The sequence below is a fragment of the Flavobacterium ajazii genome (assembly GCF_010614725.1).
Lineage (GTDB): Bacteria > Bacteroidota > Bacteroidia > Flavobacteriales > Flavobacteriaceae > Flavobacterium > Flavobacterium ajazii.
On the sequence record NZ_JAAEHL010000001.1, the window covers coordinates 458,632 to 474,888 of the forward strand.

At 35.0% G+C, this 16,257-nt stretch carries 10 protein-coding genes; all 10 read right to left on the reverse strand.

Translation table 11 applies throughout. The features are described from left to right. Window positions 1-45 precede the first annotated feature (45 nt). Complete coding sequence (locus GWR14_RS01830; RefSeq protein WP_394367932.1) at window positions 46-1,458, reverse strand: glycosyltransferase family 2 protein; 1,413 nt, start codon at window positions 1,456-1,458, stop codon at window positions 46-48. Between the two features lie 38 nt (window positions 1,459-1,496). After that, the gene (locus GWR14_RS01835) at window positions 1,497-2,318 is read right to left on the reverse strand and encodes a hypothetical protein (protein ID WP_163407241.1); all 822 of its coding nucleotides are present in this window, start codon (window positions 2,316-2,318) and stop codon (window positions 1,497-1,499) included. 36 nt (window positions 2,319-2,354) lie between these two features. Further along, window positions 2,355-2,720, reverse strand: a complete 366-nt coding sequence (locus GWR14_RS01840) for a response regulator transcription factor (RefSeq protein ID WP_163407242.1) — start codon at window positions 2,718-2,720, stop codon at window positions 2,355-2,357. Between the two features lie 71 nt (window positions 2,721-2,791). Further along, a complete protein-coding gene (locus tag GWR14_RS01845; RefSeq protein ID WP_163407243.1) occupies window positions 2,792-4,783 on the reverse strand; it encodes a GAF domain-containing hybrid sensor histidine kinase/response regulator in 1,992 nt (663 codons plus the stop codon). A 238-nt stretch (window positions 4,784-5,021) separates the two neighbouring features. Further along, complete coding sequence (locus GWR14_RS01850; protein WP_163407244.1) at window positions 5,022-6,023, reverse strand: glycoside hydrolase family 43 protein; 1,002 nt, start codon at window positions 6,021-6,023, stop codon at window positions 5,022-5,024. Between the two features lie 67 nt (window positions 6,024-6,090). Next, window positions 6,091-8,097, reverse strand: coding sequence for a DUF2264 domain-containing protein (locus tag GWR14_RS01855; RefSeq protein WP_163407245.1), 2,007 nt, complete (start codon window positions 8,095-8,097; stop codon window positions 6,091-6,093). A gap of 154 nt (window positions 8,098-8,251) precedes the next feature. Next, on the reverse strand, window positions 8,252-9,226 hold the full coding sequence (locus GWR14_RS01860; RefSeq protein ID WP_163407246.1) for a glycoside hydrolase family 43 protein: 975 nt from the start codon (window positions 9,224-9,226) through the stop codon (window positions 8,252-8,254). Window positions 9,227-9,284: 58 nt separating this feature from the next. Next, a complete protein-coding gene (locus tag GWR14_RS01865) occupies window positions 9,285-10,409 on the reverse strand; it encodes a glycoside hydrolase family 43 protein (protein ID WP_163407247.1) in 1,125 nt (374 codons plus the stop codon). Next, on the reverse strand, window positions 10,406-11,263 hold the full coding sequence (locus GWR14_RS01870; protein WP_163407248.1) for a glycoside hydrolase family 16 protein: 858 nt from the start codon (window positions 11,261-11,263) through the stop codon (window positions 10,406-10,408). The genes GWR14_RS01865 and GWR14_RS01870 overlap by 4 nt, the downstream gene beginning before the upstream one ends. 123 nt (window positions 11,264-11,386) lie before the next feature. Then, complete coding sequence (locus GWR14_RS01875; protein WP_163407249.1) at window positions 11,387-15,919, reverse strand: glycosyl hydrolase; 4,533 nt, start codon at window positions 15,917-15,919, stop codon at window positions 11,387-11,389. Window positions 15,920-16,257: the final 338 nt, after the last annotated feature.

Below are 16,257 nucleotides of genomic sequence, written 5' to 3' on the forward strand. Positions count from 1 at the left end.
CTTATTTTTTAATAAATTTTAGCTCAGAATAGTCAAATAAAAAAATTATTCTTTTTTGGTAAATCCTTTTCTCGTCATTTCGCCCCATCCATGAGTTCCTTTAATTTTTTCTTTATATCCAATCAAAGCAGCATATACAGCTAATGGATGAAAGTAAACTGGTTCTATAAAAGCAGCTAATAACAACTTGAAAAAATCGGTTTGTTTAGGGTATTTATGAAAAGTACGTTCTTCACTCAAAAGAGCGATAACCGAAAAGAAAACAGCAAATGTATAAACAAAAAGAACAAGTAAAATAAAGAAATGCCAGTTTAATAAACCGAAAATGATAAATAAAATTGTAATTATAAGTCCTGTAAATTCTATTCCCGGAGCAAGAAATTCAAATAAAGTCCAGTAAGGTACGCTAATCATACCCAGAAGTTTATATTTAGGGTTCAGGAACATTTTTTTGTGAAAGCTCAATGTTTCAATTGTCCCTCTCATCCAACGGCTTCTTTGTTTTTTGAATATCTTAAAATCTTCCGGAGCTTCTGTCCAGCAAAGAGGATCTGGAATATAACTTACCGTGTAAGGTAGTTTGTTTTCGAGCATATAACGACGCATGCGTACGACCAGCTCCATGTCCTCTCCTACTGTTTTTATATTGTAACCACCGGCCAATATTGCAATTTCTCTGTCAAAAGCACCAAAGGCTCCGCTTATAAGCAGCAGACCATCAAGTCGGCCCCACGCCATCCTTCCCAACAGAAAGGCTCTTAAGTATTCTAAAACCTGAATCCTCGGAATTATGGCGTCTGGAATATTTACTTCAACCAAACGTCCATTTTTTATGATACACTGATTGGCAATCCTGACAACACCTCCGGTAGCAATAACGCGTTTACCATGAGACTCTAAAAAAGGTTTGGCCAGTTTCAAAAGTGAATCTTTGTCAAGGATACAATCAACGTCTATGCAAACTACATAAGGATTTTGTGCAATATTAAGCCCAACATTCAATGCATCGGCTTTTCCTCCGTTTTCCTTGTCGACTACGATTAATTTTTTAAAAGCTGCATTTCTGGAAGTATAAATTCCTTTAACCTTTTTTGTTTCAATTTTAGAATGGATATCAAGCTCGGTTAAAACGAGATCGTAAGTTTTAATAAGGATTTCCATAGAGTTATCCTTACTCCCGTCATTTACTACAATGACCTGATAATTGTTATAATTTAAAGAAAGCAGCGATTTTACATTTTCTTCAATAGTAAAACCTTCATTATAAGCAGGTGCAATTAAGGAAAGTTTAGGAGCAAATTCACTTGTAAGAAGCACTTCATAATCTACAAAACTGTTTTTTTTGAGATAGCTTCTCAGCTCTTTCATGGAGAGATAAGCTAAAATAAGATAAGAAGACATGATTAATATGGCGTAACCAAGTATAAGATATAAGTAGACATCTATAAACCATATCATTTCCTCATTTAAAAAAGCCATTTGTCTGTAAAGTAAAGTTAAACTGTTAATTCCTGTAATACGTTTTGTGCCTCATATTGTATCAATGCATTGGGAGTTCGCTCTGCCAATTGTGCTACATAAGGGACTTTTTGTGTTAGTTTAAGTTCTTTTATGAGTTTAAGACCAAGTGTAACAACGGTTGTGTTATGTGATTCAAGTAAGTGTTCAACCCCTTTTGTGTCACCAATATCATGTTTTTTAAATGCTGCAATAATATTTAGCTGTGTCCAGTCGTCAATCGGGTAAGGATGTGCTTTAAGATGTGTTATACCTTCTGTTCCTGCCAGTTTGATGCAGGCATTTATTGCTGTAATTTTCAAAGTTTTGTTTCGTGCTTTAGAAAATGTCAGGATTTTTTCAAATGAATCTGTAATATTCATTTCAGCAAGCTCAGTAATTCCTTTGCATTTCACCTCCCATTTCATGCTTTTGAGCATTTTGAAAGAATCATTAATCAATCCTGATTCTTTATAAAAATGTTCAAGTTTTTTTGCATAAACACCATCATAATTTTTATGAAGATTTATGACTGATTCTATTAAGACTTTTCGAAATAAAAGAGATCCAAATAGCATCATATATTCTTGTCTTTTCTTTATTTCAGCGAAAGGAGTATCCTCAAAAACTACCAAAAATATTAATTCTGCAATCTGTTGGTCGTGTTCTTTCCTAAGCTTCTCCCGTTTTATATTTTTATTTCTGCTGCCAATAATAAAAAGATATAAAACGATTGATACGCCCACAAAAAAACAAATTGAAAAAATAAGGAAGGGCTCTACCCAATGCTTATCTCTATAAAGCTCCCATATCTTTGTCATAAATTTAGAATCTTTTAAAGGAACATGAAATCTTCATTAAACACGTGTATTTAGTAGTTTGTTAATCCTTACTAAAAGTACAGCAGGGCTTACAGGCTTTGACATAAATTCGTTAGCGCCTAAATCAAAAGAATCAAGTTCTGTCTGTTCTACACTTGATGAAGTAAATATAATAATAGGAATTTCAGAATTAAGAGTCTGCCTGATATATTGTGTGATTTCCATGCCACTTACACCTGGCATGTTAATATCTGTTAAAACCAGGTCATAGTTATCGCTTTCAATAGCCTCCAGTGCATCTTTGCCATCTGAAAACTGATCTACTTTAAATCCTTTGGATTCTAAAAAAAAAGACAATGATTTGCGTAAGATATCATTATCTTCTGCTAAAATTATTCTCATCGGTATTGTATTTTTTGAAGCTAACTAAATTTATGACATATAATGATGCAAAACTATAGTATAAACTCCTTTTAACATAATTCCTTTAAAACTTTTACCACATCTACAATTCCACAATGTAAAATATTAATTTTATCTAAAGTTTCAGCCGTAAATTCTTCAATAATGGCCTCTTCTTCAATATCAGATAAATAATTGCTAAGATCCTCCAACATAAAAATATCCATACTGGATTTCATATGATGTGCCAGTTTTTTTACTGTATCATAATCATTATTTTTAAATGCTTCATCAAGTTGTGCTGCCTGATTCGGGATTTTATCTATAAAAAGGCTGATCATTTCTTTTTTGAAATCTGCATCTCCACCTCCCATTTCATCTAAAAAAGAAAAATTAATTTTACGTTTGTATCCATGCTCAAAATCTTTACTCATTACAGTTTTTATTGCTTTTAAAAGTACTGCCTGCTTAAAAGGTTTAGGTACATAAGCATCCATGCCTGCCTTGTAACAACGTTCCTGTTCACCAACTAATGAATGCGCAGTCATAGCTATAATCGGAATGGCTAATTTCATTTCATTTCTGATATATTCTGTCGTCTGGTAGCCATCTTTTACAGGCATCTGAAGGTCCATTAGAACCAAATCGTATTCGTTTTTAGATAAAAGTTCAATGCCTTCTTCACCATTTTCGGCAATATCTAATTCAAAACCAAAATTAGAAATAACGCTTTTGGCTAATTTTTGATTTAAGGGATTGTCTTCACACAGCAATATTTTAAGTTTGCCCAGATTGTTATCTGATACTTTATTAACTTTAATTTCTGCAGTATTAGCTTTTTTATAGATTAAGGTAAAACTAAATTCAGAACCTCTTCCTGGCTTACTCTTTACCTGAATTTCACCTTTTTGTAATTCGACAAGCTGTTTCACAATACTAAGTCCCAGTCCTGTACCTCCAAATTTTCTGGTAGTGCTTTCTTCGGCCTGTGTAAATCGCTCAAAAATAGTTTTAAGCTTATCCTCAGGAATACCAATACCAGTATCTTTTACAGAAAATCTCAGAGTGTAAAAATCATCAGTATCTTCCACTTTTTTTACTGAAATTGTTACATCTCCATCCTCTGTAAATTTGAGAGCGTTACCGGTAAGATTCACTAATATCTGATTTAATCTTCCCTGATCGCCAATTACCATATCCGGCATTTCGGCATCTAAATAAAGATTAAACTCAACGTCTTTAGGTACTTTAACTTTTAATAAATTATAAACATGTTTGAGAGTCTTTTTCAAATTGAATGGTTCTGCTTCTATAGCCAGATTTCCGGATTCTATTTTAGAAAGATCAAGAATATCGTTAATAATTAAAAGAAGGTTTTCTCCGGCTGTCTGTACGCTTTCGACATAATCAAGCTGGGTATTATTTAAATCTGTCTGACTCAAAAGCTCTGTAAAACCAATAACAGCGTTTAGCGGGGTTCTGATTTCATGACTCATATTAGCCAGAAAACTGTCTTTAGCCAGTACCGCACGTTCTGCAATTTTTTTCTGAGCATTTAACTCAATATTTTTTGTTTGCAATTCTAGTTGGCCAATTACGTGTTTTGCAACAAGTGACAAAGCATTTTTCTGATTTTCATTGAGTTCCTTAACGACATGATCTATTGCACAAATAGTTCCTATATTAAATCCGTCGGGTGTTGTAAGCGGAATACCCGCATAAAATCTGATTTTAAACCCACCGACAACATTAGGGTCATTTTTGAAGCGATCGTTTAGAAAAGTATCATTTATTTCTACTATTTCAGATTCCATAATAGTATACTGGCAGAAAGAAATTTCACGCGGTACTTCTGTAACACCGATTCCAATCTCAGATTTAAACCACTGTCTGCTTTCGTCTATAAACGAGATATGGGCGATTGGTACACCACAAATATAGGAAACCAGTTTAGTAGCATCATCAAAAGCATGATCTGGCAGTGTGTCAAGTATATTGTAGCGTTTTAAAGCAGCTAAACGTTCTAATTCGTTGTATGGAATAGGAAATTTTGTATTGTTCATTTTTATCTGAGATATGGCTATAAAGATAAAATATTTTCAGATAAAACCATGTAATAAATCGTGTCATCCCCAACAATTAACAGGCTTTATATATTTTAGCTGTAATAGCCTTTGGAGGAAATTAAAAACAGTTATTAAAATGAATGGAGCCGAAATTTTTCCAATAAAAAAGCTTTCGACTCCATCATTTAGGATAACATTATCCTTGAAATTGTAGATTATATTTTACTTCTAATTTTTAATCATTTTTGTTCTGCATAAAATCAGGAAAACCGCTTTTTGTCCATTCTAAGACTCTTGCCCGGGTTGCACGATTTTTATCGGATAATTCATGTCCCTGAATTTCTTTATAATCTCTTGCATGGTAAATCATTATCGTTGTTTTTCCGTCTTCGCTGGTCGTAAATGAATTGTGACCGGGACCATATCTTTTTAGTTCTTCATTGGTATAAAATACAGGAGCAGGAGATTTCTGCCAATTTGCAACATCCAGTAAATCTGCTTTTTCATCAATCCATAATAAGCCCATACAATAGTTATGATTTGTTGCACTGGCAGAATACGTTACAAATATTTTTCCGCTCTTTTTAATCACAGCAGGACCTTCATTAACATTGTATTTTTCTCTTTCCCAGCTGAATTCCGGTTCGGTAATAACTATTTCCGGACCTGTAAGCGTGGTTGGATTTTTCATTTCTGATAAAACTAAAGCAGTGCCATGATTCCCTCCTCTTACATTTTGTGCCCAGATTAAATATCTTTTACCATTGTGTTCAAAAGTTGTGGCATCTAATGAAAATGACTCCTTTTGCGTTTTTAGCTGTCCTTCTTCTGTCCATTTGCCTTCCATCGGATTAGCGGAAGGATTTGACAATACCCAAATTCTAATATTCCAGATATTTTCGGCTTCACCTGCAGCAAAATAGATATACCATTTTCCGTCAATTCTATGCAGTTCAGGAGCCCAGATATGACTGCCCATAACACCTTTTTCGTGTTTGTGCCAGACTTCTTTATCTTTTGCTTCTTTTAAACCGTTTATACTATTAGCCTTTCGGATTACAATTCTATCATATTCCGGAACTGTAGCTATCAAATAATATTCGCCGGCTTCTGTTTTATATACCCACGGATCGGCACGCTGTTCTGCAATTGGATTATTAAATTTGGATTGCGAATTGCCTTGAAATGGATTGATTACAGCCATTATTGTCAAAGCGAAAATTCTAATTAATTTCATGCTTATTTTATTTATTGTTTGTGTGTAATTTGTGTAACGAATTTGTTTTTAAAATACTAATATTGTTTTAGTTAAATACGATTACTTTTTTAATTAATTTATCATATTCTACGATTATGGAGCCATTAATTTGTTGCGAAACTTTTACCGGAATGAGCTCTTCTTTTTTCCACTTTTCACCTGATTTTTTCCAAAGCATCAGAGTAGCATAAATAGCTGTTTTATTTGATTTTGAATTGCCAGTGACATTTATTACCGAACTTTCATCACTTTCCGGGTGTAATCCTTTTGCTTTTACAACTTCGGTTTTATCCCAGCCTAAAAGTGGAATCATAGCCAGCTGGTATTTTCCGTTATCGATAATAGTCACTTCGTGCCCTGCTACATTTTTTTTAGTTGTAACAATTTCTTTGTCTAATTTCGGCAAAGCATAATGTCCTAAGCGCATTGAAACAGGCTTATCGCTGTTATTTTTATCAATTCTTAAAATTCCGTTTAGTAAAGGAATATCCGCTAAACTGAACTTTATATTTTCATCGGTTTCTAAAACTACATTTCGGTAATAAATGCCGTTTTCAAACTTTTTGAAAGTAAATAATCTAAAGGCTTCCCATTGGTCTTTTTGATTTTTAATCACATAATTCATTGCAACTTCACCATTTTGACCATCTGCCTGCCACGGGAAAGCACTGTTATAAGACAATCTGTTATAGTTTTCTGTCGATCTGAATTTCTGCCAGTCGCTGCTCACTTTTTCATGACACCACGCTCTAACTTCTGAAGCCCCAATATTAGGATAGTCTGTAATAAGGATTTGCGAATCTCCCTGATATTTATTGTAAACCTGATCTTTTTTGAATGTTGCATCCCAATCTCCATTGTTTTCTTTGGCTGTCCAAAACGGACTATTATCCGGCACCAGTAAGCCTAAAAAGATTTTCCCCATCCAATACACGCTTCCACGACAACTGTAATTTTGAACTGCAGGTTCAAATGCACCATAAAAGCCAAGTGTAGGTACATTGTCTTTCATAAAATCCGGATGCGTCAAAAATTGCTTAATTACTCCGGATGAAATTCTGCGCATCCATCCGTAATTGGTATTCGGATCATTTTGAAATCCCATTAACGGAAAAGGAACTACTGCACCGGTTCTGTAACTGATACTTCTTCCCCACATGATCATTTCACCATCTCTGCTAAATAAATAAGGATAATTGTTTTTTAAATCATTAAAATTCGAGGCAAATCTGGCCGCAATTTCAGGATAGTTTTTCTTTCCAAAAAACTCTGACCAAATACTTCCATACATCTGAAAAGCCCACATACTGTAATAATCATATGCAGGACTGTCATTATACCATCCATTGCCACGATAATGCTTTAGTGATTTTTCTAAATATTCAACCAATAATTTTTCATTAACTGTATAGCCTTGTTCTTTAAAAAAACTCAGTACAAAAATGTTGAAAAACTTCCAGTTAGAATCTACCGTAGGCCCGTCACCATAGCTAATCATTATTTTAGCCAGATCGTCTTTTTGATTTTGCGGAAGCGGTTTCCATAAAACTTCAGGATTAGTCAGTAAAGAAAGTGCCAAAGCGCCAAATTCAACCAGCTTTTGACTTGGACCACCATTTTTAGCACGCGGTTCAATATAAGTCGGACTATTCGGGTCTGTCAATTTCGCTATTTGATAGCGATAATAATCTGCTACTTTTATATTGTTGATTATCAAATTCGGATTTTCTTTCAACAAAGGCGAAGCAATAAATAAAGTTCTGCAAAGCCCTTCCAATTTTTCTGTCGGAACCTGATTTGGATTCGATGGATAACTTTTTCCTTCCTGTTTCGGAAATTGCATCGGGTCATCCAGTTTATGAATATAGCTGAAAGCTCCTTCCAATAGATAAAATGCCGCATCTTTCCAGTGCTGTTTTATCATTCCTGTATGTGGACTAACTGCATAATCTGGTTTTTTAATCTGAAATACAGCCGTATTTTCTTTTTGCTGGGAAAATAGAGACAGGCTGAAAATACCTGCGAAAAACAAGAATATTTTTAATTGATTCATTTTTAAATGTTTGTAACTATAAATTATAAAGAAACTATAGTATATATAAGTGTAAAAATAACACTTTTTAACAAGATTATATACATGCCGCTTGGGATAAATTGTTTTTGATTATATTTTTTTAGTTTAAGAATAAAGAAGCCCAAGCCCTGCGTTATGGAAAATAAGGCTTCAAAACAACTAGCTTATCTCCTGACAAATCAACCTCAAATAGTTTAGGAATCCTAATCGTTTTACCATCAATTTTTTTATGGCTGTGGACAGACATAAGCCATTTACCTTCAAAAGTCTGAAACAGCATTCCGTGACCAAAATTGGGTGGTGAAACAGGGGCTTCTTCCTGAATCCAGGGTCCATCCAAGGTACCACTTTTAGAATAGGCTACTCCCTGAGTATAAACATCGTAAATCCAGCTGGTCCAAAGCATTCCTAAACGTCCTGAACCTGTTTTAAATAAATACGGACCATCGGTAACTTTATTAGGCTTATCATTGCCATTAGAATCTTTTTCCCTGCTCCAGGGTGAGTCACTTGCTTTAAAGAGTAATTTTCCTTCTCCAACCGAGCCGCTTAAATCCGGTTTTAATTCTATTTTTTCTATAGTCCCGTTTCCATTTTGCAGCCATTCATAACAATAAATCATATAAGGTTTCCCATTCTTATCAATCCAAAATGTGCCATCCAGTGTTGGTTTATCAGCTGGTAAATAGATATCGTCTTTCATCGGTAAATACGGTCCCTGAGCATGATCGCTTACCAAAATATGACTTGCACGGCGTTCAATACTATTATCATCAACTTTATCTATTATTTTGTCCCTATTCGTAAAAGTGGCAAAGTAGTAATATTTATTTTTGAACTGATGCAATTCTGCTGCCCAAATCATCGGTTTTGGTCCCATCCAGGATTTTGGATCTGTTTTGGCAACATCGTATGGGCCATTCCATAATTTTAAATCTTTACTCTTCCAAAGAAATCCGCCAGTTCCGGTCATATAATACATGCCAGTTTTATTATCTGCTAAAATTGCCGGATCACTTAATCGGATTGAATCTAAAGGAACTGCTTCTTTTAATACTCTGCTTTTCTGAGCATTTATTATTGAAAAATAAAAAAAGCATGCACTCATAAAAAAAATAAAACTTGATTTCTGTATAAAATTTTGCTGGCTTTTCATTTTTTAATTATTAATTTTCTGTAAAATAAGCTAAATTCCAATTATCTAACCACTTTAAAACTGGTTTTTCTTCAATACACTTAATTGGCAGCCAGATATAAGTCCCATCAATTGGATTATCAGGCTTCCAGCGGTCTGCCATAAAAATAAACTGGTCTTTTTTGCCCTGAACCTGAAAAATATAAGTGCTTTGCGAATGAAATGTGAAATCGGCATCTTTACCAAAACAAGGGTTTCCTAAAGCTTCCCACGGCCCCCAGATAGATTTGGATTTAAAAGAACGTGCTTCATTAGGATCCCAGCCTGTACAGCCTGAGGTTATCATATAATAAATTCCTTCTTTTTTAAAAATTGCAGGTGCTTCGTTATGTCCTGCAGGTTCCACTCGGGTCCATTTTTCTGTAAAATCTAAATAGTCATCTGTCAATTCAGAAATATGAAGGGTCAAATTTTCCTCTGATGAATGAATAAGATACCCTTTTTCATTATCATCTACATAAACTGTCATATCTCTTGACATCTGCCCTTTTTTAAAATCCCTACGCACCAACATTCCGTTTTTGATAGCGGTTACCCATTCAGGGCTCCAGGATTTTAAATTGCGTTCAGTTGTCGAAGCTAATTTATATTCTTCCTTAAAATCCATTGGCCAGACTCCTTTATTAGGTCTATATGATTTTTTATATGCAAAAGGGCCTTTCGGAGAATCACTTATGGCTACTGCAGCTCTGGCAGAATCATAACCTTTTCCCTTAAATTCCAAATGAAACCACATGATGTATTTGCCTGTTTTTTTATTAAAAACTACTTTGGGGCGTTCCATGATGCATCCTTTTGTTATTTCAGAATTAGGATCATCTTCGACTTTTAGTACAATGCCTTCATTATTCCAGTTGTACAAATCTTTTGACGAATAACAGCTAACGCCTTTCAGCGCTGTATTTCCGCCTTTGCCTTCTGTTTTAAATTCGCCATACCAATAATAAGTTCCATCAACAAAAATAACACCGCCTCCATGAGCATTAATGTGTACGCCATCAGTATCTTTCCATACTTTTCCCGGTTCAAAAGAAGTGTTTTGTCCAAATACTAATGAACACAGAAAACTTATAATTATCGAATATTGTAATTTCATTTTAATTGCTTTTTTTGATAAACCCTGATATAATCTATTATGTATTGTGACGGTAAATTATCAGATGTAAATTCTCCACCGTTTATTCCTCCTACTGCCAGATTTACCAATAAATAATGAGGCTGCTGAAAAGGTTTTATTTTCTGATTTTTATATTTCATCGTTTCATCGACACTAATTTCGTTTAGCAACTGATCATCAACATATAATTTAATCCATTGCGCATCCCAATCCATTCTCCAGATGTGAAATTTGTTCGCCCAATTTTCATTAAAATCACTTAGCATTTTTGTAGAGCTGTCCCAGACTGTTTTGGATTCATCTGATTTCCAGCATGCATTTGCTAATATTTTTCCGGTGTAATATTCCATAATATCAATTTCCCCGTTTGCAGGCCAGTTTCCCTGTACGCCCAAAGTCCAAAAGGCCGGCCACATTCCTTTTCCAACAGGAATTTTAGCCCGCATTTCGAATCGGCCATACTGCCAGGAATGTTTTCCGCGTGTTATTAAACAGGATGATGTAACTTTTATGGAATCTCTCTTTTTTGTCCAGTCGGAATGAATTTCTGAAACAAAATCCGGGTTTGGTCTATTTTCTTTTCTAGCTTCAATAATCAGGAAACCGTTTTTACAGAAGGCATTTTTTTTTTGATACCATTGTGCTTCCTGATTTCTCACAAAGCCGGTTTCATAATTCCAGTTTTTTTCCTCTGGAATACCCTCAACAGTAAATTCGTCACTCCAGACCAACTGATATTCTTCTTTCTTATCTGGTTTCTCTTTAAATGAAACGAAACTATACAGCATTGCTGCACTTCCTAAAACCAAAAAACGATTCACTTTAAATTTCATTTCATTACTTATTTACAATTCGGCAGTATTATCATTTTTAAGAAAATGGGGGATCGCTCAAAATCCCCCATCGTCCAAAAACGCATTATAACCAAACTAACTTATTTTTTATCTGCTTAATTCTTATTTTTTGACAATTCGGATTGTTTTATCAGGGTAAGAATGAAGCTTTACGAAGTATATTCCTGTGCTGTTATGTTCCAGATTCAGATGAATTTTACCATTTTCGACAGCATAATTAGATTGCGAGATCAATTTACCATCAGCTGTATAAATGGCAATATTTTGAGATGTTACACTAATAGGAAAATCAATATCAAACTGTCCTGAGGTTGGATTTGGGAATGCTTTTATGTTTCCTGAAAATTCTGCCTGAGGTTTATTGGTTGCTAAAGTCGTATCGATGCTTCCGTAAAACTCAAGTTCAGCTATATTTCCGTAACCCGTTGGCGTGTACCAATAGATGTATCTGTATTTTGGAGTAGCCAAACCAGAATCCTGTGTAAAAACATCATTAGCCGGCGTACCTGTTATTACATGTAAAACCTCATAAGAATTAAGATAATCCTCGCTATTAGAACCACGTATTTCACTTCCTGTTATACGATTGCCAAAACCATTGCGCGGAACGTATCTGATATCCGTCAGACTGGCTTTGCCGTTTGTTCCGAAATCATAACCTAGATAACCAGCAGCAGTTGGCCCATCAACATAAGTCGTCAGATTTTCATCAAAAGCTTTCTCAATTGTAGCACCATTACTTTGATACGATCCGGAATGTCCAATTATACTGCCTGTAATTTTTTGCCCCTGCGCAGGTGTCGCGCTCAGAAGATTTGATTCAGGCCCTTCACCCAAAGTATTAAAGGCTGCAATTTTATAATAATAAGGCGTTCCGTTTGAAACTGATACGTCGCTATATGAATTCGTTGTAACGGTTGCTATAGTTGTAAAAGGTCCTGATGATGAAGTGGATCTTTTTACATAAAAACTAACGTCGTACATAAAATCCCATTCGAGATTTACTTTTGCATCACCATAAGCCAAACTAGCATTTGTAACAGCTGACGGAATTGCAAATGCCATTGTTTTAACATTTAAAGGCGTTGAATATTGGCTTTCACCACCTGTATTTACTGATGCGAGTTTATAAAAATAATTTGTATCCTCCTCTAAATTGATATCATCGAAAGTCGTTTCTTTTAAATATACAGCAACATCCTGATACGTGCCATTCAGTGTTTCTGATCTTTTGATTGTGTAAGATTCAGCTCCTGCAACTGCCGGCCATTTTAAATTGATTATGGATCTCGATAATGCTTTTCCTTCAATATCTGAAGGTGTAGCAGCAATTGGAGCCTGTTCGAATACCAAAATAGGTGAATATGCAGATTCTACATTGTCTTTACCCACAACTTTGATTCGGTATTCCGCTCTTGAATGTACCTGATCGGTCTGTTTGATAACTTTATAATCTGTTGATTCATAAAAAACTGAAAAATCATTTTCGCCCGTTAATTTTCTTTCCAGAATATATTTATTTACCAAATCATTATTAGTACCTGTCCAGTTTACCGTAATGTTTTGATAGTCGGATGACAGTTGGTAACTCAGTGTTTCGACTTTTGTTTTCCATGTCGAAATATACTCTCTGTTTGAACTATAAGCTTTAGCCGAAGCATTATTCGCATAATACTCTCCTGCAGGAGTTAAAACGACATAACTTGTAGCTGTACTTGAAATTACCGGTGCCGTTTGAAGCCATACATAATTTTGCCAGTTTGGATTTCTTGTTTTAAATGCATCGTCAATTGTAACATACATTGCCCTTGCATCCTGTACCCAGTTATAGATCGAATAGCGTTCTACATAGTCAGTAGTTTCCAATACATTTAATATTGCTGCAAGATCGTTTTTATGTTTAATGGCGTTTGCATCCGTCAATACAGTTGGACCATCAGGGAAATTATTGCCTGTCCAGTTTGCTCCTATATTCCATTCAGTAATCCAGAGCGGTCTTTTGTATCTGTCGTAGATATTTTGAAGGTCACTTTTCCACTGAGCAGCAGTTTTGTACCAATAACAGTGGATTGCTACATAATCAATTCTATAATTATTGGCTTCAGCCTGCGTCATAAAAGTTCCCATCCACGGATTGAACGGATCTGATGTTGCGGGAGAACCTAACCTTAAACCCGACTTCATAAGCGCTGGCCATGAAGCTATGGCTGCTTCAACCGTCATATTCGCCTGATCAGGACGATCTGGCTCATTAAATCCTAAAAGATGTGTATAACCTTCTTTTGTGTAAGCAGGTGTAAATGACGGCCAGAAATTAGTTTGTCTTATTGGCACATACTCAATATTAGGTGTAGAACTCATTCCGGTATTCCAGTTGTAATACCAGGTAATATTCGTTGCATCCATAGCTTCTGTACTTCCACCTGCAAGTCCTTTTTTGTTGACTTCATGCCATTTCATTGTTCTGATAAACGAAATGGTTCCGTTTAGATTAACAGGCAGAACCGGAACTTCCAAATCCTGATTTTCGGCTATAAAAACCCTGCTGTAACCGCTTCCGTCAGCATTTGAAGCGAATGTTACCATATAGCCTTTTTTTAATTTGAATGACTTAATCGCATTATCTAATGAACTTAAATTATCATGTGGTGTAACGGTTTCATATTGCTGGGAAGCTCCTCCAAAATTTTCTGCTGTAAAAACTTCTAATGGCTTTAAATCTGCAGAATAAGGAGCTACTACAGTTCCTCCGCCATAATTCGATACAATAACATTCGTTCCGTTACTGGCCTGAACACCATTTACTGATATATATTGCAGATAAGTACTAATAACTACAGAAGGCTTGACATTTTCAAAATAGACCTGAGCATTTGCCGAATTCAAATTTACCGATGCATTAATTAAAGGATTATAAGCATTTTTTAAATACAAAGAGGCTGATGAATTCAGTACTACTTTTGATTTTGCATAAGCTCCAACATTGACACTACTTGAAATATCAGCGGTTTGTAATGAAGGGCTGATAACTTTTTCCGGAGCATAGGCTGCGTTTTCAAAAGTTACTGAACTCACTTCCATGTCTACGGCACCGCTGGCGTAATTTTTACCAATAATGATATTTGCCAGCTGTTGTGTCTGAACTTTTAAATCTCCGATGCCAAAAAGAGCTTTATCGCCTGTAATATTGATATAATACGTTCCGGCACTTTGAGACTGAAAAGACAAATCGCCTTTTCTTAGTTTATTTACGACGCCAGTTACAAAACTTTTTGAGGAAATAACCGTACCACCACCATTGGCTAATGTTGAAACAGATACATTCATTTGAGAACCGGGAGCTAAATTTGAAATGTATTCATAAAGCCATGAAAACTGATAATCTCTCGACGCTTCTAATTGTACCGGAAATGAATAAACTGAATTTTCAGCCGTGCCGTCCCATCTGATATAAAGCAACCTTCCTGCGTAATTTGTATCATCTGACTCAAAGGTGTGTCCTGATGTTACATCCATATATCGTGCTCCGCTGGTGGCGTTTGCCGTGTTAAAAATCGCAGAAGATAATGAGTTGGTCCAGCTATAAGCGGCTGGTGAACCTAAATTATCATTAGCAAAACCATCCCAGGTATTAATTAAATTTGAAGATTTTAATTTTAAATCTCCAATAGCCATAAGTCCGGATCCTGCTGTGATCGTTACGTAATAAACGCCATCAGCATTTGAGATAAAGGAAAAATCACCTCTTCTTAATTTATTGGCATTACCTGTAACAAAACTTTTAGAGGCTATAACTCCGGTTCCATTTGCCGTAGCTGAAATGGCTACATTGATAGGTGTTCCGGGAGCAGAATTAGACACATATTCGTAAATCCACGAAAATTCATATTTGAGGTCTTTTTCCAGTTTTACAGGATAACTATAGGTCGAAGTAGAATATGCGCTGTTATCCCAACGAATGTACATTATTCTGCCATTGTAAGCAGTATTGTCTGATTCGAATGTATGTCCGGAAGTTACATCGAGATATCGAACACCACTGGTTGAATTAGCTGTATTCCACGGAAGACTTGCAGAAGTATTCGCCCAGCCGTAATCATTTGGCTTACCTGAATTGTTACCTGTAACACCTGCCCATCTTCCGAGAAGGTTATCAGAACCGTATACAGTTGGAGCTCCCGAGTTATCATTTACAAAATCAAGTGCTTTAGAAATAAGATAATGTCCATCCTGATAAATATTTACAAAACCATTTTTTACAGAATACCTATAAGTCTGTTCCTGAGCATTATCAGAAGAATTACTTAAATTTTCTATTGATGTTAAAATAGTATTATAATTAAAAGATGTTTTGTCTAAAGAAGTCCTGAATCCTAGTCCTGTTGTGTTTTTAACCTCTACATCCAGTCCTCTTCCCTGAGCCGAATTTACTTTGGCTTTTACCTCCAGTGTAAATTCTGTCTGATTGGACAACGGAAAAGAAATTATATCCTGAGCAGTACCATTATTAAATGTCTTTGAACCGTTCAATGTCGTAGCCAAATTTACTTTGACCGGCAGATTGGGTGCCTGTGCCTGTATCCGAAACAAAAAGATAGATAGTCCGAATACTAAAAAAGTGTATAATTTTTTCATATTAAGTCTTATTTAAAAATTGGTTTAAAATTTTTAGTTTATTCTTTTTCAGTTACCCGCCAAAATTTGGTATAGGAACTGAAATTTCATTGTAGAGTTTAATGTGAATTATAAAAAAGAAATTAAATATTTAATTTCAAATTGTTATACATATTAAAATTTGAATAATAGTATTTTAAGTACAATTACTTTATTTAATACTTTAATTATTATTATTTAAAAAATCAGCAATAGTAGCCTCGCAGTTCAAAATCGCGATTTGATTTTGAACTGCTATTACTACTTTATATTTGGGGAAAATTGAAATTTAGAACTTACAGAATAATTGAATCTGTAAA

Coding starts and splice junctions, on each gene's coding strand:
- GWR14_RS01875 (WP_163407249.1), bottom strand. CDS start 15,919: ATGAAAAAATTATACACTTTTTTAGTATTCGGACTATCTATCTTTTTG.
- GWR14_RS01835 (WP_163407241.1), bottom strand. CDS start 2,318: ATGACAAAGATATGGGAGCTTTATAGAGATAAGCATTGGGTAGAGCCC.
- GWR14_RS01850 (WP_163407244.1), bottom strand. CDS start 6,023: ATGAAATTAATTAGAATTTTCGCTTTGACAATAATGGCTGTAATCAAT.
- GWR14_RS01845 (WP_163407243.1), bottom strand. CDS start 4,783: ATGAACAATACAAAATTTCCTATTCCATACAACGAATTAGAACGTTTA.
- GWR14_RS01830 (WP_394367932.1), bottom strand. CDS start 1,458: ATGATATGGTTTATAGATGTCTACTTATATCTTATACTTGGTTACGCC.
- GWR14_RS01870 (WP_163407248.1), bottom strand. CDS start 11,263: ATGAAATTTAAAGTGAATCGTTTTTTGGTTTTAGGAAGTGCAGCAATG.
- GWR14_RS01860 (WP_163407246.1), bottom strand. CDS start 9,226: ATGAGTGCATGCTTTTTTTATTTTTCAATAATAAATGCTCAGAAAAGC.
- GWR14_RS01855 (WP_163407245.1), bottom strand. CDS start 8,097: ATGAATCAATTAAAAATATTCTTGTTTTTCGCAGGTATTTTCAGCCTG.
- GWR14_RS01840 (WP_163407242.1), bottom strand. CDS start 2,720: ATGAGAATAATTTTAGCAGAAGATAATGATATCTTACGCAAATCATTG.
- GWR14_RS01865 (WP_163407247.1), bottom strand. CDS start 10,409: ATGAAATTACAATATTCGATAATTATAAGTTTTCTGTGTTCATTAGTA.